Below are 22,695 nucleotides of genomic sequence, written 5' to 3'. Positions count from 1 at the left end.
CTTTATGCATCCGAACCATTTCGAAACAGTATATATTCGCAAAAATGTAATAGAAGAAGAACTTTCCAAACTTCTAAAAGAGTTTTCCGGTTTGAGCTACAAATCCTTATCCGATTACGACAAGGGTGTATTTGATGGATATACCCAGGCTGTTACGGAAGTATTAAGAAAAGTCCAAAGCAGAAGATAATACAGATCCGCATTCTCAAAATCCTCGGGTAATGTCTGAGTTTGGAACCTTTTGTTTATTCCGAAATATATATGGCCTATTCCTTTTTATCTCTCCGTCCAAATAATGATTTTCTTTTTTAAAGTTTGTCTTATGACTGGGATATGGCTTTCGAAAAGAAATTATTCTTTTCTATCGTTTTCCTTTTCTGCACAAGTACGATGCTGCATTCTTCTCCGTACGTTTATAACGATTTCTCAGGCTGGACAGAAGTTCATCCTTTCACTCCTGATTATTCCAAGTATTCTCCCGGATTTTATAGCCAGGAAACTTCTACTTTAAACAACTCAGAGTCCAAGGATCTACAAAAAGAAAAGGAACGTCTGCAAGTACGTCGTTCTCTTTTGGACTGGCACCAAGGTTTGGGCCTTTTGACCTGGGGATTCTGGCTCGCTACAAATATAGTGGGAGAACAAGCTCTTTCCAACCTCAAAAGAGAATACGAACCTTACGCAAATTATTTGCTGATATCGGATCCTCAAAAAAATCTGTTTTTATATACTGCGCTCATGAAATCTTCTCCTTGGGATTCGGAATCCTCCGGTAGTATGCATTCTGCTTTGGCGGGGACCACTTTTACTCTGTATGCGCTGACCGCAGGACTTGCATTCTTCTCCCCTTCCAAAACTTTAGAAAGAGAGCCTGGTCTAAGTACAATATTCACTCATAAGGCAATGATCTGGATCCATTTGCCGGCGATGCTTGCACTTCCATTCATTGGGGAAAGGATCTCTAAGGAAGGTCCGAGTGCTGCAAATGAAATGAGAGCAATCGGTTGGGCAGGTTTTGGAGCATTTAGTGTTTCTATCGCGGTTTTTTATTTTTAAGGAGTAGTTAACGTGTCTTTTATTTTACGTTTTTTGATCTTGTTTTTATTAAGTATCTCTTCCACTTTTTCGGAAGAATTGAAGCTACAAGAATCTCAGATCAATTTTATAGCAATCCATCCTTTCAAAACCGTTTATGGAAAATGTTCCGGAACCACGGTAAGTCCTACAAGTTTGACTGTCAGCGGCAACAGCTTACAAATCCCTAAACTTATAAAAATAGAGATTCCACTTTCAGAGATTAAATCCGGGGACGAGAATAGGGACGAACATATTATAGAATCTTTAGGATATCCTACGATCACCAGTATCAGCTTTACGAGCACTTCCATTACTGCAAAAGATAACGAATGGACGATCACTGGAAACTTGACAGTCAAAGGAAAAACCAAATCGATCAAGTCAATTGCAAGTATCCAGAGAGAAGGACAAGAAACAATTCTCTCAGGGAAATTCCAAGTTTTGATGAGCGATTTTGATGTGGAAAGACCTAGTCTATTATTTGCAACGGCAAAGGACGAGGTTAGTATAGAATATAGATTTCTTCTAAAACCTTAATTATCTTTTTCCTAAAAGTTCTCGGATCCCGTCTTCTAATCCGTCTACACTCAGAAAAAACATTGGAAATACTTTTTTAAGTTCGTAGATAGTAGGCGCATCCCAGTATCTTTTAGGTTCAGGATTCATCCAAATCGTATTACTAAAATGGGACTTGATCCTTCTGAAGCTGTCCAAACCGGATTCAGGATGTTCTGGCAGTTTGGATTCCTCCCTAAACCTGGAATGATAAAATCCGTAGGAAGGATCCAAAAGTTCATAAGGAGCCATGTAAGCGTCTCCCACTATGATCAGTTTGGTATCATCCTTATGTTTTTTAAAAAGATTTTTTAGAGGGATAGGATATCTGAGGTCTCCCTTAGGGTAAACTGAATCGTAAACTGAATTGTGAAAATAATAATGTCCGAATTCCTTGAAATGATTCATTTGATGGGCAGCCGAAAAAAGTTTACTTACTCTTTCGGCATGAGGAGTCATACTCCCTCCTGTATCCATTAAAAGTAATATTTTAATCCCGTTCTTTCTCGTACGATCAAATACAAGTTCCGGATCTCCCGCATTTCTACAGGTAGCATCCACTGTTTTAGGAAGATGAAATTCAGGGATCCCTTCCTTTCTTAAATTCCTGAGTTTTTTGAGCGCAATTTTGATCTGTCGAACATCCAACTGTTCGTCAGTTCTATAGTCCTTATATTTCCTTTCCATTGCCTGGAAAATCGCTGACTTTCCACCGCCTTCTCCTCCGATCCGAACTCCGCCGGGATTTACTCCGGAATGACCGAAAGGAGAACTTCCCCCTGTGCCGATCCATTTGTTCCCACCATGATGTTCCCCTTTTTGGTTCTGGAGTCGGTCCAAAAACTCTTTCCAGAGTTCTTCTGGAGGGATCATACCCGGAGGGAGTTTATTCGGATTTTCGAATATATTAGAAAGCCAATCCATAATTTCTTTACGAAAGGATTCTTTCAGAACTCCTCTTTCTCCGAAAAGTTCGGTGAATACAAGATCGAATGCATCGTAATATTTAACGTCTTTTACTAAACAAAGTCTGGAAACTCTATAGAATTCGTGAACGGAAAGAAATGTTTTGTTTCTAGTAAGAACCTCAGTCGCCTTTAGAAAATCCAGGAGTTCCACAGTCGAGATCGGGACTCCGGATGATTTCAGCCTGTAGAAAAACGGAAAAAACAAAACCTTTATCTGAACAATTTCAGATCCTCTTCATTCTTCACAAGAGCACCTATATAAGGGATCCTTCCGTCTTCCGGAAGTTTTGCTCCCATATGAATTAGAATTTGGATCCAATCCAGTAGTTCGCTTGTGCCCGGCTTTTTTTTCATATCATCCATGGTGCGGATAACATAGAAAGACTCGAGTGCCCTTTTCAAAAGGGAAGATTCAATCTTAGGAAAATGGGAAGAAACAATATCGGCCATAAAGGAAGGTTCTGGAAAATCTATATAATGAAAAATACATCTTCTTAAAAATGCCGCAGGAAGTTCTTTTTCATTATTGGAAGTGATCAGAGTCAAAGGCCTATGAATCGCCTTGATCTTACGACCGGTTTCCTGGATGACAAATTCCATTCTGTCCAATTCTAAAAGTAAGTCGTTCGGAAATTCTATATCTGCCTTATCTATCTCGTCTATCAAGACTACAGAATGTTCCTCTGCGGAGAATGCCTCACCGAGGGCGCCCAATCGGATATAATTCTCGATATTGCGTACCTTCTCCTTATCTTCCGTAAATCTGGAATCGTTCAGTCTGGAAACCGCATCATAAAAATATAAACCTTCCTTTGCAAGAGAGGTGGATTTTACATGCCAAGAATATAATTTTTTCTTAGTCTTGAAGGAAAGATAATCCGCTAAAAGTGATTTTCCTGTTCCTGGCTCTCCCTTTAATAATAAGGGTCTTGCTGTGATCTCTGCTACTTGGACCGCTTCTTCCAACTCTTTAGAAAGTAAGTATGTTTCGGGCTTATTTCTTTCTTCCGACATGATCAACCTGCTACGTGAATTTCCGAGATCAAAACATCAGGGACCTTGATAGAAGAATAACTGTCAGAATATTCGTTGGAAATCCCTTGGATCTTATGAAGCAGATCGAAATAGTTCGTATTCATTGTGATCCGATCTACTGCATGTTCCGGTTTTCCATTTTTATAATAGATACCTTGGATCCCAATAGAAATTTCCCCGGAAACCGCACTGCAGCCTGCTCCCCCCTCCAACTTGGTCACCAAAATACAATGAGTATCAGAAGCTAAAAGTTCCTCTCTGGTCTTATTCCCCAAAGGAACGATCATATTGGAAAAAGAAGTTCCGGCTCTTCCTGAATAAGAGCGAACTCCGTGGCCAGTAGGAGCAACATTGTCCTTTTTGGCGGATTCTAAATTATACAAGTAAGATTTGAGGACTCCGTTCTCCAAGACCTTGGTGCGAGCCGATGTAGGAATTCCTTCCGCATCTACTAAACGTGAACCTGGATAATCAGGAGTATGAGCTTCACAATAAATACTTAATACAGGAGATGCGACTTCATTCCCTAGTTTTCCGACCAAACGAGAAGAACCTTTTTGGACTGCATCCGCGAAATAAGGAGAAGAAAACATTCCGAATATCTGGGGACTGATACGATTTCCTAAAACGATGGTATACACACCGCTTGGGAGAGGCTTAGCCCCTAAAAGTTCAGTTCCTCTATACGCCGCTTCTTTTGCAATATAGGATGGATCGAATTGGGAAATATCTCTTCCTGAACGATAATAACTCCCCATCTTCTTGATATCGCCTTCCGCTACCACAAGACCTGTTCCGAGATAGGCAACATTCGATTCTTTTTTAACGTATACACCTTTTGAGTTTGCTATCAAACTTTGGGTGGAACTTCTTCCTACACCTACATGTGGAACATTCTCTACTCTTTTGTCCGATTCCCAAGAAGCATGGTCTAGTGCTTGTCCCAGTTCTCTCATCCAAGCAAAATCCAATTTTTCTAATTCAGGATTATAATGTTTTAGATCCACTTCTGCCAAAACTTTTGGTCCCGGTAATTCCATGTCCAAAGGATCCGTGATCTCAGTCTGGTCCATTGCATCTCTAACCATTTGAGAAAGAGCTTCTTTGCTAAAACGTTCACTGTAAGAATATCCAGGACGAGAATTGTTCAGAACTCGGATGCCCACTCCTCTGGAGCGGGAAGTTTCCGTGGAAACGATCCTTCCTTTAAATACTTCAATTCCGATATCTTCTGAATCGGTGGCGATCAGATCGAAGGAATCGATTCCGTAACGTTTTCCTTCTTCCAATACGAATCCGGCGGCTTGTTCCAAATTCATTATCTTCCCCCCACTAGGATCTCATCCACTTTCAGAGAAGGTTGTCCTACAGTAACAGGGATAGAGCCGGAAGAAGCGCCACAGGTCCCTGCAGCCAATTCCAAGTCGTTTCCTACCATGGAAATTTTAGGAAGAATTTCATGACCTTTTCCGATCAAGGTTGCTCCTCTGACAGGTTCGGAGATCTTTCCATTTCGGATAACGTAACCTTCTTCCACCGCAAAATTAAATTCTCCGGTCGCGGGGTTTACGGAACCGCCGCCCATTCTTTTTGCATAAAGACCGAAATCCACCGAGGCAAACATCTCATCTAATGAGTCCTTTCCTGCTTCGATATAAGTGTTTCTCATTCTAGAAACCGGTGCGTATTGGTAAGATTCTCTTCTACCGCTTCCTGTTCTGGGGGATCCAGTTTCCATAGATCCGATCCTATCAGCAAGATAGGCTTTTAAAATTCCATTTTCAATCAGAAGTGTTTTTTGTGTAGGCATTCCCTCATCGTCAACTTTCAAAGAGCCATATTGCTCTTCTATCGTTCCGTCGTCATAAGCTGTCAGGCAGGACTGAGCTATAGACTCTCCTAGTTTTCCTACAAAAGGAGAAGATTTTTTACGGATCGCTTCCGTCTCTAAAGGATGACCACAGGCTTCATGGAAAATTACTCCACCGAAACCGTTGCCCATGACCACAGGCATTTTTTTACCTTCTATATAGCCTGCGTCCAACATGAAGAGCGCTCGTTCTCCCGCTTTTCTTGCTATATCTTCTACAGCTAATTTTTCAAAAAATTCGAATCCTTTTAGAGCACCCGGAGATTCGCTTGCTACGAATCTTTCTCCTTTGTTTTCAGCTGTGACAGAAAGGAAAAATCTGCTTCTGACTCTCAGATCTTCTACCCAAAGTCCTTCCGAGTTTGCGATCAGAACATTTGTAACTATATCGGAAGCGCTTACTCCAACTTGTATGATCTTAGAAGAAACTTTTCTTGCTATAGAATCCGCAGTTTGTAGGAGTTCCAACCTTCTAAATGGAGGAACTTTTCTAGGATCATGTATATTCTTAGAAAAAGAATATTTGGAAACATCGCCCGGAAGTGTGAATGCACCGGAGTTATTTGCCACTTCTCCTCTAGAATCTGCTAATAAGTGGATTAAAGAAAGTAAATGTTCTTGGTCGTCGTTGCTTGTATACGCATACAATACATCGGTCCCGTATACCAATCGTATCCCGATTCCGTAATCGGTTGCGGCAAGTGATTGTTCTATTTTTTGGTCTCTGAGTGCGATGGAGGAATTTCTGGATTCTTCTTCATAAATTTCAACAAAGTCCGCTTTTCTTTTTTTACCCGCGTCGATCAGGGTTTCTATATTGGATTGATTCATAACCTTTTACTTTAGACAGAAATTTTTTGATAATAACGGAAGGAAAAAGGATCATTCGAATTTAGGGAAAGGTATCCCGACCGGAGCCGAGGCCAAACCTTCCAATGCTAATCGAATGTACTCTGGTCCTTTGACTTCTTCGTATCTAGGAACTAGATGAAAATGCATATGGGCCACTTTTTCGGCGATCAATACGGTATAAATTTTAGGAGGAGAATACTTCTTTTGGATCCAATCCGTTGCGAAAGAAAGTGTCTCTCCTAGATCCTTGAATTCTTTAGGGTCCCAGTCTGAGTATTTTTCTCTATGGGAAATCGGTTCTATATATAGATAACCTGGGATTTTTTTATCTTCGGGAGCGTGGCGGACGATAAAAGAAGAATTTTGATGAATTAAACCTGGGATCTTTGCACCACGTAGTACGGAACAAATGGGACAATCTGAAGAAACGACTAATGTCTTTTGGGCCATTACACCCCGCTGCCCTGAGAAAGATAGGATTTGTATTTTTCGTACACCCTAAAGATATAATCCTTATCCGAACAAAAACGGATAATACATCTATAGAAATGATATCTTTCCAGATCCTTTCTTTCTCCGTTCTCATCCACCTTGTATTCTTTCAGTAAGGACTTTAACATCCCCAAAAATAGGGACCTTTCTTTTTTATTATACCCGTCTTGGGAATAACGCACTCCTTCTAGAATATTCACGAATTTTTCCGCAGATGCCTGGAATGCATTAGGTGAAGAAAGGAATTCCGACTTCTCTTCAGATGAAAAAGTAGAGAGATAATCATGGAATAATGTAAGTTGTATCGCCTCTACCAAGGATTGGGTTTTGGCCTTTGTTTCGGTATAAAAGGGAGTATGGATGCTATATTCCACAAAATCCTGCCAGGAAGATTTGGTGGTTTGTATTTTATGTAGTTCTTGGAGGCTCATATTTTTAAAGCTTTTCAGTTTAGGGTTTTCGATTATGGTTTGAGTAATACAGGATAATAAAAGCCGCCTATGTCAAAGGTTTTCCGATTCTTCTTTTTGCTTTTCTTTCTCTCCTATCCCTTAAGCCTTACTGCTTCCGAAAAATCCCCGGATGAGTTTTGGAATTCATTTTTAGAATGGTCCGGACATCCTATTTTAGCCGAAGAAAGGATAGTCCGTAACTTAAGTGCTGAATATATTACAGAGTTAAAAAAAGATTCCGAACAAAGTTTGGAATTATTCCTAAAAAACGATCTAAAACCGGATAAAAAGCAAAATCAAAAGCAAGGACTAGAGAAACTAAGAAAAGACCTGCAAAGCTTGGAAAGGTTCGAAGGAATACAGATTAAATTCTCCGGAAAAGAATGGGAAACCCTATTTTACGATAAGGGCAATTTCCCCGATTCTTATCACGAATTCGAGACCGGCCCAATCTCAATTAGATACATTTTCCGCAGCCTTCCCTATCGACCTTTGCCTAAATGGGGAGAATTAAAACTACAAGGAAGCTTTCTGCTCTTCTCTGGATCAGGAGCTCTTTTAATGTACAAAACAATCCCTGAGTTTCCGATCAAAGACCTTGATATCGGAGAGGTTCGCACATTCTTCGAAGAAGATAAAAAGCATGGCGGGAATGTGAAAAACTTCTCTGAAGATAAAATCGAACTGTTCTATTTCCCGAATCACAATCTGTTACCCTTTTATATATTACTTCTCTCTAAAATACTTTTAGTATCCTCTTCTTTTATTATATTTATATTATATGCGGGAAGGTTCTGGAGATTCCTTTTGGAACAGACTAGACGTAGTCATAAGGCAGAGGTTTCGTTTTTAACGGATAAGGAAAAGGCAGAGAAAGGATTTTTGTCCGAATAAGCCCTAATTTTCCGGACCGATTCTACTTCAAGCATATTTACTATACAAATATTTGCACTTTTTTCATTCCTCTTCTAATTTTTTGGGTGACATAAGAGAGATTTCAACAGAAACTTTTCCCAGGGAATCCGAAGGTTTTTTAGATCCGACCTGGAATTTGTCCGGGACTAACAGTATCCTTCGTATTATAAAAGATTGGATTCCCATTAAAAAAGTACACGCAGTTTTATCTGAGGGGGAACCGGGTCTTGGCAAGAGAAGGAGCTAAAGAATCCATGAAAAAGCAAAAAGAAGAAGCAGCAGGTTTGGACGATTCCAAACGCCAGGCGATTGATCAGGCAATGACCCAAATCGAAAAACAATTCGGTAAGGGATCCATTATGCGTTTAGGATCTGCATCTGCAAGCGTAATCGCCCCTGTGATCCCTACAGGGTCCTTAGATCTGGATATCGCCCTCGGTGTCGGCGGCTATCCATTAGGACGGATCGTAGAGATCTATGGTCCAGAATCTTCTGGTAAAACTACTCTAACCCTTTCTGCAATTGCTGAATGTCAAAAAAAGGGCGGAGTCGCTGCATTTATCGATGCAGAGCATGCCTTAGATCCTGCTTATGCAAAAAAGCTGGGAGTCAACTTAGAAGAACTACTTGTTTCCCAACCAGACAACGGAGAGGAAGCATTAGAAATCTGTGAATCATTAGTACGAAGTAACGCAATCGATATCATTGTCTTAGACTCGGTTGCCGCTTTGGTCCCGAAAGCGGAGATCGAAGGTGATATGGGAGATTCACATATGGGTCTGCAAGCAAGACTTATGTCCCAAGCACTTCGTAAACTGACTGGAACCATTTCTAAATCGAAAACGGTAGTGGTTTTCATTAACCAGATCCGTATGAAGATCGGTGTGATGTTCGGTTCTCCCGAAACAACCACCGGAGGAAACGCTTTAAAGTTTTATAGTACGATTCGTTTAGACATTCGTAAGATCGAGACCTTAAAGGAAAAGGAAGAAGCCACAGGAAACAGGGTACGTGTAAAAGTTGTAAAAAACAAAATGGCACCTCCTTTCCGTCAGGCGGAATTCGACATAATCTTTAATAGTGGAATCAGCAGAGAAAGTTCTCTCGTTGACTTAGCGGTAAAACACGACATTATTAGCAAATCCGGGGCCTGGTATTCCTATAATACGGAAAAGATAGGCCAAGGTAAAGAAGCCGCTAAAGAATATCTAAAAGCGAATCCTGAGACTGCCTTCCAAATAGAGAATATGGTAAGAGATCTGAATGGATTACCTCCTTTAGCAGCTGACGGAAAACTACCACCTGCTCAACCGTCAGAAGAAGTCCAAAAAGCAGCAGGCTAATTACTACTGGCTTTCTTTTTAGAAACCATTGACCGCCGGATGAAATCTCATCCGGCGTTTTTTTATTCCAAGCCTAGTCCCGATTTTTAGAATTGTTTCAAACGCTAGTCAAAAGGAAGTTTCATGTCAGAGATCAGCATCATCGGAGCAGGCGGATTTACAGGAAAAGAATTATTAGGACTACTAGCGCGCCATCCAAAATACAAAGCGGTGCATATAACTAGCGATAAACTTGCGGGCAAATCTCTTTCCGAAGTTTTTCCAGACTTGGTTTCTCCTAAAGATCTAGTTTTTAAAAAACACGAAGATGAGGTCCCTAAAGGTTCACTCGTTGTTCTCGCAGTACCAAACGATGCTTCCTTAGAGTTGACTCCAAAATTCTTAGATAAAGGTCATAAGGTAATCGATCTTTCCGGAGTCTATCGTCTTCATAACCAAGAAAAATTCGAAACGAATTATAAATTAAAACATACTAGCTTCTCTTTAACAGACAAGGCGGTATTCGGAATCCCGGAAATATTCAGAGAGAAACTGAAAGGTGCGGACTTTGTTTCCAATCCTGGCTGCTTCTCCACTTCCGTAATCCTTGCATTGTATTTCTTGGGCAATCTCAGAAAAGAGATCAAACCGAGGATTGTTGCCGACTGTAAATCTGGGATCAGCGGAGCCGGAGGAAGAGTAGAAGATAGCGGATTTTCATTCAATGGAGTATATGAAAACTTCAGAGCTTATAAAATTCTGAGCCACCAACATGAGCCAGAGATCCAAGAGTATTGTTATTCTGGGTCCGGACTTTCTGAGCCTGAAATTTTATTCGTACCTCATTTACTTCCTGTGTACAGAGGGATCCTATCCACGATCTATCTAGAAGCTAATTCCGAAAATCTACCTTTCTTAGAAACTCTGACGGAAAATTCTAAATCGGAACCTTTTATCCGCGTCAGAAAAACTCCGGAAGAGATAGATCTTGCAAAAGTGCAAAATACGAACTTCTTGGATATCAGCCTTAAACAAAGAGGCAAAAACATCACGATCGTTTCCGCTCTGGACAACTTAATGAAAGGGGCGGCAAGCCAGGCATTACAAAATATAAATTTAATGTTGAACGAGCGGGAGACTTTGGGCTTACTTCCCTAATCTTCCATGGAAAAAAGAAGTATCTATCATCTGGTCAGGGACTCCTGTATCCATTACAAAGACCGGCCCTTCCAATGGATCTGGGATGAAAAATTAAAAAGTTTCTCCGGGATTTCTTACTCAGAGTGGTTCTTAAATCTGGAAAATCTTTCCGGGTTTTTTAGACAGAAAAATCTAGGTAAAGGAGATAAGGTCGGCTTATTCTGCGATAATAGGACTGAATGGGCATTATGCTCCTTCTCCGTAATGTGTTCCGGCGGGGCAGATGTTCCTAGAGGATGTGACGCGAGCGAAGAAGAAATATTCTATATCTTAGACCATACGGAATCCAAGATCACATTTATCGAAAAAGAACAGGTCTTGGTTAAACTAGGAAATATTCTAAACAGATTAAAACATCTAGAAACCGTTATACTCATAGAGTCCGAAGAGAACTTTGCTTCTTTGGCAAAATTAAGATCGTCCTATCCTAAGATTGAATTTATAGATCTGGAAACAGCGATCGCTCATGGAAGGGCTTGGGTTGAAAAAAAAGGAAAGTCACTTCTCCATTCTATAGGAGAATCCTTAACGGAAAACGATATCGCTACTATCATCTACACTTCCGGGACCACAGGAGTTCCTAAAGGTGTTATATTAAAACATAGATCCTTTACATGGACGATCGATCAGTTACAACAATTTGTACCTGCAAATTATTCGGATCGAGTCGTAGTCTTTCTTCCGCCTTGGCATATTGCAGAAAGAATTTTAGAAACAGCTCTTCTTTCTTGGGGAGCCTCACTCGCATGCTCCAATGTTTCTCAACTTACAAGAGACTTCGAGATCATCAAACCTACAGTTCTTGTTTCCGTTCCGAGGGTTTGGGAGGCATTGTATCGAAGGATTTGGGATAAGGTTTCCAAATCTTCTCCTGCAAAACTTGCAATTTTTAAAACAGCGGTTCGGATCGCTGAGACCTATAATTCTCTTTTAGATACAGTCACTGGAAACTATTCGGAAACGGAGGAAGGCAACAAAGAGGATAAGTTAACCGATATAGTAGTTTCTACCCTACTTCTACCTCTCTTTTATTCCTTAAATATTTTGGCTCAAAAAGTGCTCGCACCAGTACGAGCACTCTTCGGTGGACAATTAAGATACGCATTCTGTGGAGCCGGAGCGATGCCTCCTAAGATTCAATTTTTCTTCCGATCCATGGGAGTTCCTATCATAGAAACGTATGGAATGACTGAGACGACAGGTATGGGCGCATTAGGGAGTTTTCCTATCCCTAAGACGGGGTCGATAGGACCTGTGTTTCCTGGAGCACATATCAAATTAGTAAACGAGCAAAACGCGGTAGTTTCCAAATCGGGAGATAAAGGGATCGCCTGGCATAAGGGGCCTCATGTAACAGCAGGATATTATAAAAATGCAGAACTCACCCAATCTAATTTTTCGGATGGATGGTTTAACTCAGGCGACTTATTCGTGTGGACCAAAACAGGCGAATTAAAATTTGCAGGTAGGGCAAAAGATACGATTGTTCTTTCTTCCGGAGAGAATGTAGAACCTGAACCTATTGAGGGTAAAATTTTAGAAACCGGCTGGGCACTGACAGCAGTCGTTATAGGTCAGGACCAAAAATTTTTGGCTGTTTTACTCGTGCCGGATTTTGCAAAACTTAAAGATCATTTTTCCTCCCAAGGAATTCGTTTGCCTAATGAAAATTCTGCCCTTGTGCAGGACCAAAGAGTCGTCAAATTTTACAAGGATCTGATCAAGAATACGATCTCCGAAAAGAACGGATTTAAAAATTTTGAAAAAATAAGCGAGTTTCGCCTTTTAGACAAAGAGTTCGAAAAAGGAAAAGAACTCACCGAAACTATGAAAGTGAAAAGAAATAAGGTTGCAGAACTCTATGCGGATCTTATAAAAACGATCTTCCCTTAATCAGATGAGCGACCTTAAAATCCAGGACATCCTTTTTTGCGCGGCTTTCGCGGGAGAAATCGACAAATTAAAATTGGATCCTCGGATCCACACCTTCGAAGCGGGCATCGGAGAATTGGAAGCCGCCATCAATCTCCAGAAATATCTTTTAGATCCTTCTACCTGGAAACCTAAAGCAATTTTAGGGATCGGCTCTGCCGGAGTTTATACCTGGATCCCCAGAAAAGAATGGGAAGGTAAATTCGGAATTTCGAAAGTATTTGCAAACTATCAAATCGCTTTCTTAGACAAAAAGATCAGACTTCCCGAAACTATGACTTTTAAATACGAGTTCACGGATTTGCAATTTCCATTCGAAGGAAACGATTTTGTAGAATGCGCCACTAACGGGACAGGTTCGGTCACCTTGGAGGATCTAAGTCCTCGCGCTATGGAAAGGATCAAAGTAGAAGGCTTAGGTTTCGAGAATATGGAAGCCTTTGGTCTCGCAAAAGTATGTAATCAATTTAATATTCCATTTGGGACCATATTTGCACTTACGAACAAAGTAGGACCGAAAGGTAGCGAAGAATGGAAACTTTCCTGGAGAAAACACTCTGACAAACTCCAGGAAAAGATCCTAAGTTATCTCTGACTATTTTTCGGAAGGGAAGAATAGTTTACGGATATCGCCGATCGCGGCCTCCGTTTCTAGTTCTCCCTTCTTAATGATTTCCTTATATTTTCCGAAATCAGTAAATGCGAATTCTTCTATATGCAAATTGATAAAAAGATCCATTTTTTCTTTTCTCAATTTAGTGATCTCTCTTCCTTCCAAGGTGATGGCTCTTGCCATAATCTTTAGAATAGGAGGATAAGTAATATCTTCCCAAAGATTTTTGAAGAAGGACTTTCCGGTTACCTTTCTATCTTCCAAAAGCCTGACGATCCCCTCGTCTCTAAGCGGAGAAACGTTCACCGATAGGATCACATCTGCTCCTTTTCTACGGATCAGGTTTTCAGGAACGTTATTGATCACTCCCCCATCTATCAAAAGATGATCTCCTTTGAATACTGGAGGGAACATTCCAGGCAAACTCATCGCAGCTGCTAGGGCTTCCCAGACTGGTCCTTGGTCCATTACATATTCTTGTCCGCTATGAAGGTCCACTGCAGAAGTTGCAAATGGGATCTTTAGATCTTCTATCAATTGAGTCCCGAAAGCATCCTTTAGCATTCGGAGCATTCTTTTTCCTTTGAAGAATGAGATAAGTGGGATGGTAGGATCGAAAGGTTTTTCTATACCGCCGAAAAACTTACCGATCATTTTGAAGATAGAATCTACACTTTCCCCTCTTGCGTAAAGTGCTCCGATCACAGCGCCGAAAGAAGAACCGCTTACAAAATCAAAACGGATCCCTTCTCTTTCTAATACTTTCAAAAGACCTACGTGAGCAAGCGCTCTCGCACCTCCTCCACCCAATGCAAGTCCTCTGGTTCTAGAGACCAAATATCTGGCAAAAGTTTCTCCCTTATAAAATATCTTTTGATTTGCGGACTCTTCATGTTTACTTAATCCGTTTTCGGAAACGATGATTCGAGAAGTCCTTCCGGAAAAGTTCCGTATCCTTGGTTCCCAATAACCTAGGATCTCGTTTTTCTGTTTCAAATTTCTTTCCGGTTTCTCTTCCCAGAAAACGATCTGATCACATTGTTGTACAAGCTTATCCAACTCGGGTTGGATTACAGGGTTCTTAAAATAAAGATGTAGTATGGAAGACTTCTTTCTAAGCCCCGCGATCGTCCGTATCATCTCGGAAACCGATTTTCCTTTAAATGTATCCATTCTCAAAAGGGAAACATGGCCTTCGTGGGACTTCCTACCGTTATCTACTATGGAGTCTAAATGAACTTTAAAATCTTCTACATCTTCTATAGGGATATGACACACGAGCCTTCTGGCGGTGTGCATTTGGCTGGGAGAATCTTCCATGACCTCTCTCATTCTCATTCCCATAAGCCTCATTAAATTTTGAGAAAGTACCCTTTCTTTTGCGGCTAGTTTTAGAAAATATTCCCCATCTAAAACATACAATAATGTGTCCAGTATGGCGGTTGCGGAACCGGTGTGAGGAGTTCTAGTAAGAACGCTATTCTCTGCGAACACGTCACCTTCACCCAAATAACGAACCGTTTTGCCTGCCTCCCCTAAGGCGATCATCACCTCTCCGTGTCGGATTAGGTATAGTTCTTTGGAGATTTCACCCTTATAATAAATGACTGTGTGGTTATGGATATTCCGTTCTTCTATATGACCGTAAAGTAAGACTAGTAATTTTCTCGGGAGACCCTTGAACAATGGGATAGACGCTAAAAATTGCAACGCTTCCGGAGGTACTATTTTTTTCATGCGGGCAAAATCCTAACCTGGGAAATTTATTTTGTAAAGCGGAACTAGATCGTACTCTGGCATTAGCCGACGGACCGACAATAGGAAATCCTCTTGATTTTTGGTATATCACGTAAATTCTAGCTCCGATGAAGTTAGAATCGGCCAAAGTGGTTGAGATATTCAAAAATTCCGTCTCGGACTGGCATAAAGCGGAAGCTCTTTCTCCGAATCCATTCCCACAGTCCTCCCTTGAGTTCCTATTTTACCAAAAAAACCAGATAGATACCATCCAATGGCATGTGGAAGACGAGATCAGAAGGCCTGACCTCCCGGATAAGGATCTGGTCCAGTTCAAAAGAAGAATAGACGCTCTGAACCAGGAAAGAACCGACCTAGTAGAGCAGATAGACGATCAGATCTCTGCTATGTACAAGTCCGTGGAAAAGAAACCGAATGCCAGAATGAACTCGGAAACTCCGGCCTGGCTGATCGATAGGATGAGTATCCTGGAACTTAAAATTTACCATATGAAAGAACAAACGGAAAGAAAGGATGTGAGTCCGGAACATATCCAAACCTGCCAAAATAAGCTGAACGTTTTGCTGGAACAAAGAACCGATCTTTCCAAATGTCTGGATGAACTTCTAGACGATTTATCTAAAGGAGATAAATTCTATAAGGTGTATAGGCAGATGAAAATGTACAACGATAAAAATCTGAACCCGTCCTTATATACAAAACAAGCATGAATCTTTTGGTGCTAAGATTCTCAGCGATGGGAGATGTCGCCTTAATGGCTCCGGCATTGATTGCCGTTGCCGCCAAGTATACGAATATACAACTCACAGTTGTAACCAGAGGGAATTATGCCCCCTTCTTTTATAATATCCCGAATGTACATGTGATCGGGATCAATCTCAAAAAGTATAAAGGTCTCTCCGGCTTATACCGTTTATTCAAAGAATTGAATAAACTAGGTCCTTATGAAAAGATCGTAGACCTACACTCCAGCGTTAGATCCCGTTTTATCAGTTTTTTCTTTTGGATCAGAGGTGTTTCCGTCTTTAGGATCATCAAAGGAAGAAGGGAGAAAATGCGGCAAATACGCAGGACCCGCAAAATTTTACGTAAACTCCCTCATACAGTAGATAGATATCTTAAAGTTTTCGAAAAAGCAGGATTTCCTGCATCCGTTCGCAAAGGTCCTTGGATCAATGTGGACCCTGAATCCAAAATTTATGCCAAAGACTTTCTTCTTGCTAGAAAGATAGATAAAAAAGAAGGACTTTGGGTAGGATATGCACCTTTCGCAGGTCATAAGCTCAAAGAATGGCCTTTGGAAAAAAGTCTAGAGCTGCTCAAACTATTAAAGGAAGAATTTCCTAATATTCGAATATTCTTATTCGGTTCCTCTCAAGAAGCGGTTCAAATGGAAGAATGGAGAAATGGGGATCAGTCCATGACGATCGTTTCCGGCGGTAAACTGGGGATCCGAGGCGAATTAGGCATTATGGAAAGAATGGATGTGATCATCGGAATGGATTCTTCCAATATCCATATTGCTGCACTTCTCAAACGTCCTGTGATTGCTCTATTCGGGACGACTCACCCACTCTCCGGATTTGCACCTTTCGGCCAGGAGGACACTGGAGTTTTGCAGATAGAAGATCTACCTTGCAGACCTTGTAGTATTTACGGAAATACCACCTGCTATCGGAAAGATTTTGCCTGTATGGAAAGAATTACTCCAGAAGACGTGATCAAACGGATCAACGTCATCAAGAATATCAATACACTTTTCTGATCAGCCCATGATCCCGAAAGGATCCAAAGAAAAGATCGTATTGAGTAAAGATCTTTTCTTCTTCTTATTCTTTTGGTCTGCGACTGATCTATATACTTCTTCCATTCTATCCACACAAGCCTTCATCTCATGGTTTTGGGAAATTTTTAGGGATTCCTTGGAGAAAGATTCGTACAATGCTGGATCTTCTAAGATTCGAATCGTCTTTTCTGCGATATCCTTTACATCGAACGGTTTTGCGATAAATCCGTTCACGCCGTCATGAACCAGTTCCGGAATGGCAAATGAATCCACACCTACAGCAGGAAGACCGCAGGCCACTGATTCCAAGATCACAAGCCCTTGGGTTTCCATGGTAGAAGCTGTTAAGAATAGGTCGTAGTTCGGATAATGTTTTGGAAGTTCCGCTCTATCGATAAAACCAGTAAATGTAATTGCATCGTCTATTCCGAGTTTTTGGGCCTGAACCTTAAGAGAAGCTAATGCTGGTCCATCCCCAATGATCGTCAGAGTTGCCGATGGGATCTTTTCAATGATGAGTTTGAAAGAGTTTATGATCACATCGCAATTTTTCTCGTAGGAGATCCTGCCCACGTGCAGAAGTTTAGGACTTCCTGAAAGAGTTTTAGGACTTCCTTTAAATTGAGAAAGATCTAGACCGTTAGAGATAACTGCGACAGGCTTCTTTAATCCAAACTCCTCCAACTGTTTTTTGATCAGATGGGAAGGAGAAATGATCAGATCACAACGATCGTATAAATTATTCGTAATTTTCAGAATGATCTTTTTACGGATATTGAACTTGTCGAATTTTTCGAACTTTACCAAGTCCTTTAACTTGATCTTCTTATTCAACTTTCCAATTCTCATGAAAAGTTTGTCTAATTTGAGAAGTCTATAAAAAGAAAGATACATGTCCTGCTCGGACATCAAAGTATGATAAGTCCCTATGCTTGGGATCCCGTATTTTTCGGTAGCGTTGATCCCATAGACTCCCATGAGTCCAGGCGTGTGAATATGCACCAGATCCGGTTGGAATTCCTTGATCGCTCTTTTGATCTTAGAAGGAGAAGGTAAAACTACCTTGATATCTGGATAACTCGGCAGGTATCCGCTTCTAAATCTTTCCACACGGATATGATCCCCCATTCTGTCGAAATCACCTTCTCCATAACGTGGACAACAAATCAAAAATTCATGTCCTCTTTCGGCAAGGGCTTCCGCAAAATTTCTCATCGAAATAGCTACCCCGTCTATTTTGGGTAAAAAGGTGTCCGAAAAATAAAGAATCTTCATTTAGGTTCCTAATGCGGAACCAATCTCCTCCATAATATGGATTTTGCTACTCCATTCCAGAAATCTATGTGAAAAATAATCGAATTTACAAAGAATAGATCGGTGAGATTATTTCCAGAAACCAGATGAAAGAGTTTTTGAAAAAGGCACATCTATTCTGTTTACTCGCAACCCTTCCTTCGATCGGAATTTCGGTCAGCCTCAGCCAGGGATTTCTGGTGCTTTCCTTTTTTTTCGGACTCGCGGATCAACTAAAAGCAGGAAATTGGAAGGAGATCCTACCGAATCATCCTGTTTCTAAAATTTCCATTTCTCTTTTCCTCTGGTATGGGATCGTATTTCTGATCCATCTTGTTTTCGACAATTCCGGACCTGGATATGTAAAAGCAGCTTGGAATGGAGAACTCAAAGACTTCTTTCTATTTTTCGGATTCCTTTCTGTAGGATTTACTACAAAAGAAGATTTGCCCAAAGTACATCGTGCGCTCTTCTGGCTTTTTTTAATCCTAGTTTTTACTGGGGTTGCAGGAGGTTTTACCTCGGTACGACTTTCTAGACTAATTAGCGATCTTTACAAAACTTCCAGCAGTTATAGATTCACTCATCCATTAGGATCGATCTCTTCTATCCCTCTTTATATCTCAATAGGTTTGATGAACACTCATTTGACTTTCGGCGGTTTGTTACAATTTTTCTCAGCGTATGCGGTATTCGGCTTTTTAAGAACATTGATCCAAGGAGACAAGAAGAAGCTCCTGATCGCTGGACTTCTACTCTTTTTATACTGCTTAGTATTCCTATTGAACCAAGCAAGATCCAGTATGATCGGAGCTGGAGTGAGTATCTTTTTTGCAGGAGTCCATTTATTCTTTATCCGAAAAGAATTTTCCAGATCCTTTTTGATCAAGGGAGCTTCTTTATTCTTAGGACTTTTGTTCTTGATCGGACTCGTACTGGCATTCAGTCCAGCGGGTAAAAAGGTAATAGGTCCACTCTTCGGAAAAGAAAAACATACAGACTCCGGAAGAACATTCATCTGGGATTCCAGTTTTCCATTGATCCAAGAACATCCAATCATCGGAGTTGGTCCCGGAAATTATAATAAAGAGATCGAAAAAGTAAGAATTTCTCATTCAGAAGAATATCCGGAACTCTCCTACTTTTACGAAGTCACCCAAAGAGGACATGCTCATAACGATTATTTTCATCTGGCTTCCGTATTTGGGCTCCCCGCCGCATTGATCTACTTAGGATTAGGTGCAATTCTATTAGCTTATTTATTCCAGTCCAAGCAGGACTTCCGGATCATATTATTCTTTTACGGACTGATCGGATTTTTTGTTTCAGGTTTATTCCAATGCTATTTCCAGGATGACGAAGTAGTTATCCTGTTTTGGATCCTATTAGGGCTTTTCATTAAAGGAGAGATCTTAGAATCAAAGAGAGATAACGCATAAGTTTTTCCTTCTTCTGTTTGGAAGTCCCGGTTCTGCAAAATATTCCAAATTGGATTTAGAATATTGGTCAGGAAAGCTGGAAGCTTCCCTGAAATTGTAAATGGCAAATAAGACCTGCTCCGGCCAATTCAGATTATAATTGATGGACTTATAACAAAAATACAACCCGAAGTTCTCATATTCGACCAAGACCACGCCTGCATTAGAACTTATACTTTCCGAAGTATAGAATACACTATCTTCTACTGAAATTCCGAGCTTCTGAGGAAGTTTACTTCTTTCTAAGATCCAGACTTGTTTTGGAGAATTTTCAAAAAGAAGAAGATCTTTTAGTTCAGAATTTTCCGGAAAAACCCAGGCTCCTCCTGCTCCTAAAAATTGGGATGGTCTTAAAAAGAAAGAAGGTTTTAAAATACCTGATTCGAACTCTGCCATCAAGTTTGATTTGGGAAAAGAAAATCCCAACTCTCCGGATCTAGAAAAATGTCGAATTCCTAGATCTTCCGTTCCATCTTTTGGAAATTCGTTTTTTCCTCCAAAATAATGAGAACTGATAGATTCATAGTCGGTTATGGACTTACAAGATTCTTCCTTCCAGAGATACAAATTGATCCAACGAAACCAAGCGAATCCAACCTCTAAAAACGAATCCTCTGTTTGTATATTTGATCTGCAGATCTGGTCGTTCTCAGGCTCAAAGCTATAAGTGTTTCGAGTCCGCAATTCCGATTCAAAAGATTCTACACGTTTGGATTTGTTTCGTATATTCTCCCATTCTTGTTTAAATTCATCTGCGATGCGTGCATCCTTCATGGCGATCAAAATTTCTCGATTAGAATCCCTTGCGCTCAGAGAATAATTATAAGAACCCGTCAGAACTTCCAAATCATCTAAGATCATAGTTTTATGATGAAGAAGTCCTCCTTTACCGATCGTCGGATCATCTAAAATATCTTCATTTCCATCTTCCAAAATCTCGATCCCGGGAATTCCGGAAAGAATATCACCTTCCGGATCCACAGGCCGATTATAGGTCCCGCTAATAGATCTATGATTTGCGCGAGTAAATCCTGAACTTAAAATCGGATCATAATGATCAAAGATCAGATAGCGGATAGAATGTCTAGAAGACAAAACAGAATCCAAAAGTCTGTTCTGGATTAGATTTCCCTCCAAAGGAGAATTCCAAAATTCTAATTCACCAATTTTCAAAACAGGAAATGGATATTCTTCCTTTAAAAAGGAATAAAAGTTTCCCCATTCTCTCCCGTTCAGTTTGAATTCTAAATACCCATTATGATCCTGTTCCAAACCGTAATAAGTAAAATTACCAGTTCCAAGAAATACTAAAGATCTATCCGAAACCAAAACCTTGGTATGTTGTAGCCCAGTTCCTTTCCAATATTTAAGAAAAGGTAGAATAGAATTTGGATACGTTTTTCCCCATTCTCCCATGAGTTCCAAATGAACGCCTCTTTTGTCAGCTTTCAAAAGTTCTGATTCAATCTCCGGATCATCGAAAGAATAGATATGCATATAGATAGATTCTTTAGTTTCTCGGATAATTCGTAAGATCTCGTCCCTTACATTTCTCTTTTTGCCAATTGGAACAAACCTACCTGGATAGGAAAAGAAAACCTTAGGATATAATTCATCCTCCCAGAAAAGAGATATATCTTCTTCTGTTCTTTCGCAGGTAGGGAGAAAAAGAAATACAAGTAGGATCAGGATCAACTTATTCATTTCCAAACTCCTCCTATCTTAAAAAGCATGTACCATTGCCTAAGTCCTGTTGTTTCGTCTGATTCAAAACCTCCTAAGTCTACTTCGATCTTTGCTGATCCATCTTCCAATGGAGACCAGGCAATACTTACACCTGCCTCTCTTATGAATTTATTTTGCATATTTTTTGAAACTGCCCAAAGACCGGAGGATGAATTCTCTTCTTTCAAGAATCCGATATATGTAAAATGGATCCCGGGAGAAATTCCTGAAAACTTTCCTTCCGCCTTCCAACCGAATAGATTTGCAGGCCTTTTACCTGGAAAATTTGTCTCTTCCCTTTCTAACCCCTGGTCTGTAATCCAAGCAGAAGGATAGAATCCCCAGATTTGTTGTAAGATCGGGTTCGAAATGGGAGAAGCTCCCATTCCTACAAAACCCATTTCTAAAATTTCACCTTGAGAGGATTTTTTCTCTCGATCCGGTAAAAATCCGAAAAAGGAAATTTTTCCGTAAGAATTATAAAAACCTAAATCAAATCGAAGAGCTTCTCCACTGATTGGTACGGATCTTTCAGAACGATTAGGATGGTATCCAGTCTTATCGATCCCTCTGGTAAGAAAAAAATCCCCGGAAATATAAAATACCTTCCAGAGAAATCCGAGTCCTAGTCTCCATTCTACTAAGTAGTCTCGGTCTCCTTCTATCATTTCCGCTTTAGATTCCTTTGTATCCGACCCGAACCTTCCCCAGTCTCCCAAAGAAAGATAACGCACCCTAAATCGATAAACAAGACGATCTTCCTTGTTTCCAGTCAGACTTATGCCTGCCCTATATCTGGATTGTGAAACTAGCGAATCATCTTTTTCAGCGATTAATTCGTCTCTTGCTTGTTTCGGAAGGAATAGTTCCCTTCCTTGCAATTTTAACCATTGGTTTTCTAACAAGGGAAATCCTCTGTATAGATCCAAAACGTCGAATCTGATCTTGATCCGATCCAATTCAGTTTCCGCAAAGAGTCCTTCTACTCCGTCTTTCCAAGAAGACCAGGAGGGAAATTCATCCGGATCTGACTTTCTTCCGGCTCCCCATAAAAAACCCTTATACAGGAACCCGAAGTAAGAGTTTCTTCCTGGCAAAAACACAAGTCCTGAATTAGTAGTGGAGATAAGGGTCCAATCTAAGTTTGTTTGGAATTTCCCGTTATACTTCTCGAATTTGAAGCCAAGTATTGCAGGAGAAGACAATGCTGAAATCCTAGAACTTTCTTTTTCGTCTGAAATCCTTCCTTGGGTCCTAAACAAGATCCACTGGAAATATATCTCTAAAGAAGGATCCCGAATTTCTTGGGAAGATACGACTCGGGCCGATAAAAATAGAAATAAGAAGAAGATTCTTTTCATGAGGTTTCTTC

General features: G+C 40.5%; 21 protein-coding genes. 11 read left to right on the top strand and 10 right to left on the bottom strand.

Annotation, left to right across the window (positions count from 1 at the left end; genetic code table 11):
- The first annotated feature begins 4 nt into the window (after positions 1-4).
- The 3 genes from LPTSP_RS02830 to LPTSP_RS02820 all read left to right on the top strand — a co-directional run bounded on the left by LPTSP_RS02830 (position 5) and on the right by LPTSP_RS02820 (position 1,614).
- A complete protein-coding gene (locus LPTSP_RS02830) occupies positions 5-190 on the top strand; it encodes a hypothetical protein (protein ID WP_108927321.1) in 186 nt (61 codons plus the stop codon).
- A 143-nt stretch (positions 191-333) separates the two neighbouring features.
- Positions 334-1,056 carry a hypothetical protein gene (locus LPTSP_RS02825; protein ID WP_108927320.1) on the top strand — a complete coding sequence of 241 codons (723 nt, stop codon included), beginning with the start codon at positions 334-336 and terminating at the stop codon, positions 1,054-1,056.
- Between the two features lie 12 nt (positions 1,057-1,068).
- A complete protein-coding gene (locus tag LPTSP_RS02820; protein WP_108927319.1) occupies positions 1,069-1,614 on the top strand; it encodes a YceI family protein in 546 nt (181 codons plus the stop codon).
- Here the strand turns inward: LPTSP_RS02820 and LPTSP_RS02815 are convergent, their stop codons facing one another.
- From LPTSP_RS02815 to LPTSP_RS02790, 6 genes are read right to left on the bottom strand one after another with little or no spacing between them, the layout of a single operon-like run.
- Complete coding sequence (locus LPTSP_RS02815; RefSeq protein ID WP_108927318.1) at positions 1,615-2,805, bottom strand: VWA containing CoxE family protein; 1,191 nt, start codon at positions 2,803-2,805, stop codon at positions 1,615-1,617.
- A 5-nt stretch (positions 2,806-2,810) separates the two neighbouring features.
- Positions 2,811-3,614 (bottom strand): AAA family ATPase, encoded by an 804-nt coding sequence (locus LPTSP_RS02810; protein ID WP_108927317.1) that lies wholly within the window; start codon positions 3,612-3,614, stop codon positions 2,811-2,813.
- Between the two features lie 2 nt (positions 3,615-3,616).
- Positions 3,617-4,954, bottom strand: a complete 1,338-nt coding sequence (locus LPTSP_RS02805) for a TldD/PmbA family protein (protein ID WP_108927316.1) — start codon at positions 4,952-4,954, stop codon at positions 3,617-3,619.
- A complete protein-coding gene (locus LPTSP_RS02800) occupies positions 4,954-6,336 on the bottom strand; it encodes a TldD/PmbA family protein (protein WP_108927315.1) in 1,383 nt (460 codons plus the stop codon). Before LPTSP_RS02800 ends, LPTSP_RS02805 begins: the two co-directional genes overlap by 1 nt.
- Positions 6,337-6,387: 51 nt before the next feature.
- Positions 6,388-6,807: an HIT family protein gene (locus LPTSP_RS02795; RefSeq protein WP_108927314.1), complete on the bottom strand. Its 420-nt coding sequence runs from the start codon at positions 6,805-6,807 to the stop codon at positions 6,388-6,390.
- A complete protein-coding gene (locus LPTSP_RS02790; RefSeq protein ID WP_108927313.1) occupies positions 6,807-7,280 on the bottom strand; it encodes a hypothetical protein in 474 nt (157 codons plus the stop codon). The genes LPTSP_RS02795 and LPTSP_RS02790 overlap by 1 nt, the downstream gene beginning before the upstream one ends.
- 69 nt (positions 7,281-7,349) lie before the next feature.
- Between LPTSP_RS02790 and LPTSP_RS02785 the strand changes: the two genes are divergently transcribed.
- The 5 genes from LPTSP_RS02785 (at position 7,350) to LPTSP_RS02765 (ending at position 13,265) form a co-directional block, all read left to right on the top strand.
- Positions 7,350-8,195, top strand: a complete 846-nt coding sequence (locus LPTSP_RS02785) for a hypothetical protein (protein ID WP_108927312.1) — start codon at positions 7,350-7,352, stop codon at positions 8,193-8,195.
- Positions 8,196-8,470: 275 nt separating this feature from the next.
- The gene (recA, locus tag LPTSP_RS02780; RefSeq protein ID WP_108927472.1) at positions 8,471-9,559 is read left to right on the top strand and encodes a recombinase RecA; all 1,089 of its coding nucleotides are present in this window, start codon (positions 8,471-8,473) and stop codon (positions 9,557-9,559) included.
- A 123-nt stretch (positions 9,560-9,682) separates the two neighbouring features.
- Positions 9,683-10,696: an N-acetyl-gamma-glutamyl-phosphate reductase gene (gene argC / locus LPTSP_RS02775; protein ID WP_108927311.1), complete on the top strand. Its 1,014-nt coding sequence runs from the start codon at positions 9,683-9,685 to the stop codon at positions 10,694-10,696.
- A 6-nt stretch (positions 10,697-10,702) separates the two neighbouring features.
- Positions 10,703-12,631, top strand: coding sequence for an AMP-binding protein (locus LPTSP_RS02770; protein WP_108927310.1), 1,929 nt, complete (start codon positions 10,703-10,705; stop codon positions 12,629-12,631).
- Between the two features lie 4 nt (positions 12,632-12,635).
- Positions 12,636-13,265, top strand: a complete 630-nt coding sequence (locus LPTSP_RS02765) for a phosphorylase (RefSeq protein WP_108927309.1) — start codon at positions 12,636-12,638, stop codon at positions 13,263-13,265.
- On the opposite strand, the gene LPTSP_RS02760 is transcribed toward LPTSP_RS02765, so the two are convergent.
- The gene (locus LPTSP_RS02760; protein WP_108927308.1) at positions 13,266-15,020 is read right to left on the bottom strand and encodes a patatin-like phospholipase family protein; all 1,755 of its coding nucleotides are present in this window, start codon (positions 15,018-15,020) and stop codon (positions 13,266-13,268) included.
- 128 nt (positions 15,021-15,148) lie between these two features.
- Here LPTSP_RS02760 and LPTSP_RS02755 point away from each other — a divergent pair, with 128 nt between their 5' ends.
- Together LPTSP_RS02755 and LPTSP_RS02750 are read left to right on the top strand one after the other, a co-directional pair.
- Positions 15,149-15,751, top strand: a complete 603-nt coding sequence (locus LPTSP_RS02755; RefSeq protein ID WP_108927307.1) for a DUF4254 domain-containing protein — start codon at positions 15,149-15,151, stop codon at positions 15,749-15,751.
- Entirely contained in the window at positions 15,748-16,806 is a 1,059-nt protein-coding gene (locus tag LPTSP_RS02750) for a glycosyltransferase family 9 protein (RefSeq protein ID WP_108927306.1), read from the top strand. Before LPTSP_RS02755 ends, LPTSP_RS02750 begins: the two co-directional genes overlap by 4 nt.
- Here LPTSP_RS02750 and LPTSP_RS02745 read toward each other — a convergent pair whose 3' ends face one another.
- Positions 16,807-18,102 (bottom strand): glycosyltransferase, encoded by a 1,296-nt coding sequence (locus LPTSP_RS02745; protein WP_108927305.1) that lies wholly within the window; start codon positions 18,100-18,102, stop codon positions 16,807-16,809. It lies immediately after the preceding gene.
- A gap of 125 nt (positions 18,103-18,227) precedes the next feature.
- On the opposite strand from LPTSP_RS02745, the gene LPTSP_RS02740 reads away from it, so the two are divergent.
- Positions 18,228-19,559 (top strand): O-antigen ligase family protein, encoded by a 1,332-nt coding sequence (locus tag LPTSP_RS02740; protein ID WP_108927304.1) that lies wholly within the window; start codon positions 18,228-18,230, stop codon positions 19,557-19,559.
- On the opposite strand, the gene LPTSP_RS02735 is transcribed toward LPTSP_RS02740, so the two are convergent.
- Together LPTSP_RS02735 and LPTSP_RS02730 are read right to left on the bottom strand one after the other, a co-directional pair.
- Positions 19,539-21,302: a phospholipase D-like domain-containing protein gene (locus LPTSP_RS02735; protein ID WP_108927303.1), complete on the bottom strand. Its 1,764-nt coding sequence runs from the start codon at positions 21,300-21,302 to the stop codon at positions 19,539-19,541. The genes LPTSP_RS02740 and LPTSP_RS02735 overlap by 21 nt on opposite strands.
- A complete protein-coding gene (locus LPTSP_RS02730) occupies positions 21,299-22,684 on the bottom strand; it encodes an LA_2168 family protein (RefSeq protein ID WP_108927302.1) in 1,386 nt (461 codons plus the stop codon). Before LPTSP_RS02730 ends, LPTSP_RS02735 begins: the two co-directional genes overlap by 4 nt.
- Between the last annotated feature and the right edge of the window lie 11 nt (positions 22,685-22,695).

Origin of the sequence: Leptospira johnsonii (genome assembly GCF_003112675.1) — a bacterium.
Lineage (GTDB): Bacteria > Spirochaetota > Leptospiria > Leptospirales > Leptospiraceae > Leptospira_B > Leptospira_B johnsonii.
The sequence above is the reverse complement of the archived record's forward strand: the minus strand, read 5'-3'. Positions and strand labels throughout refer to the sequence as shown.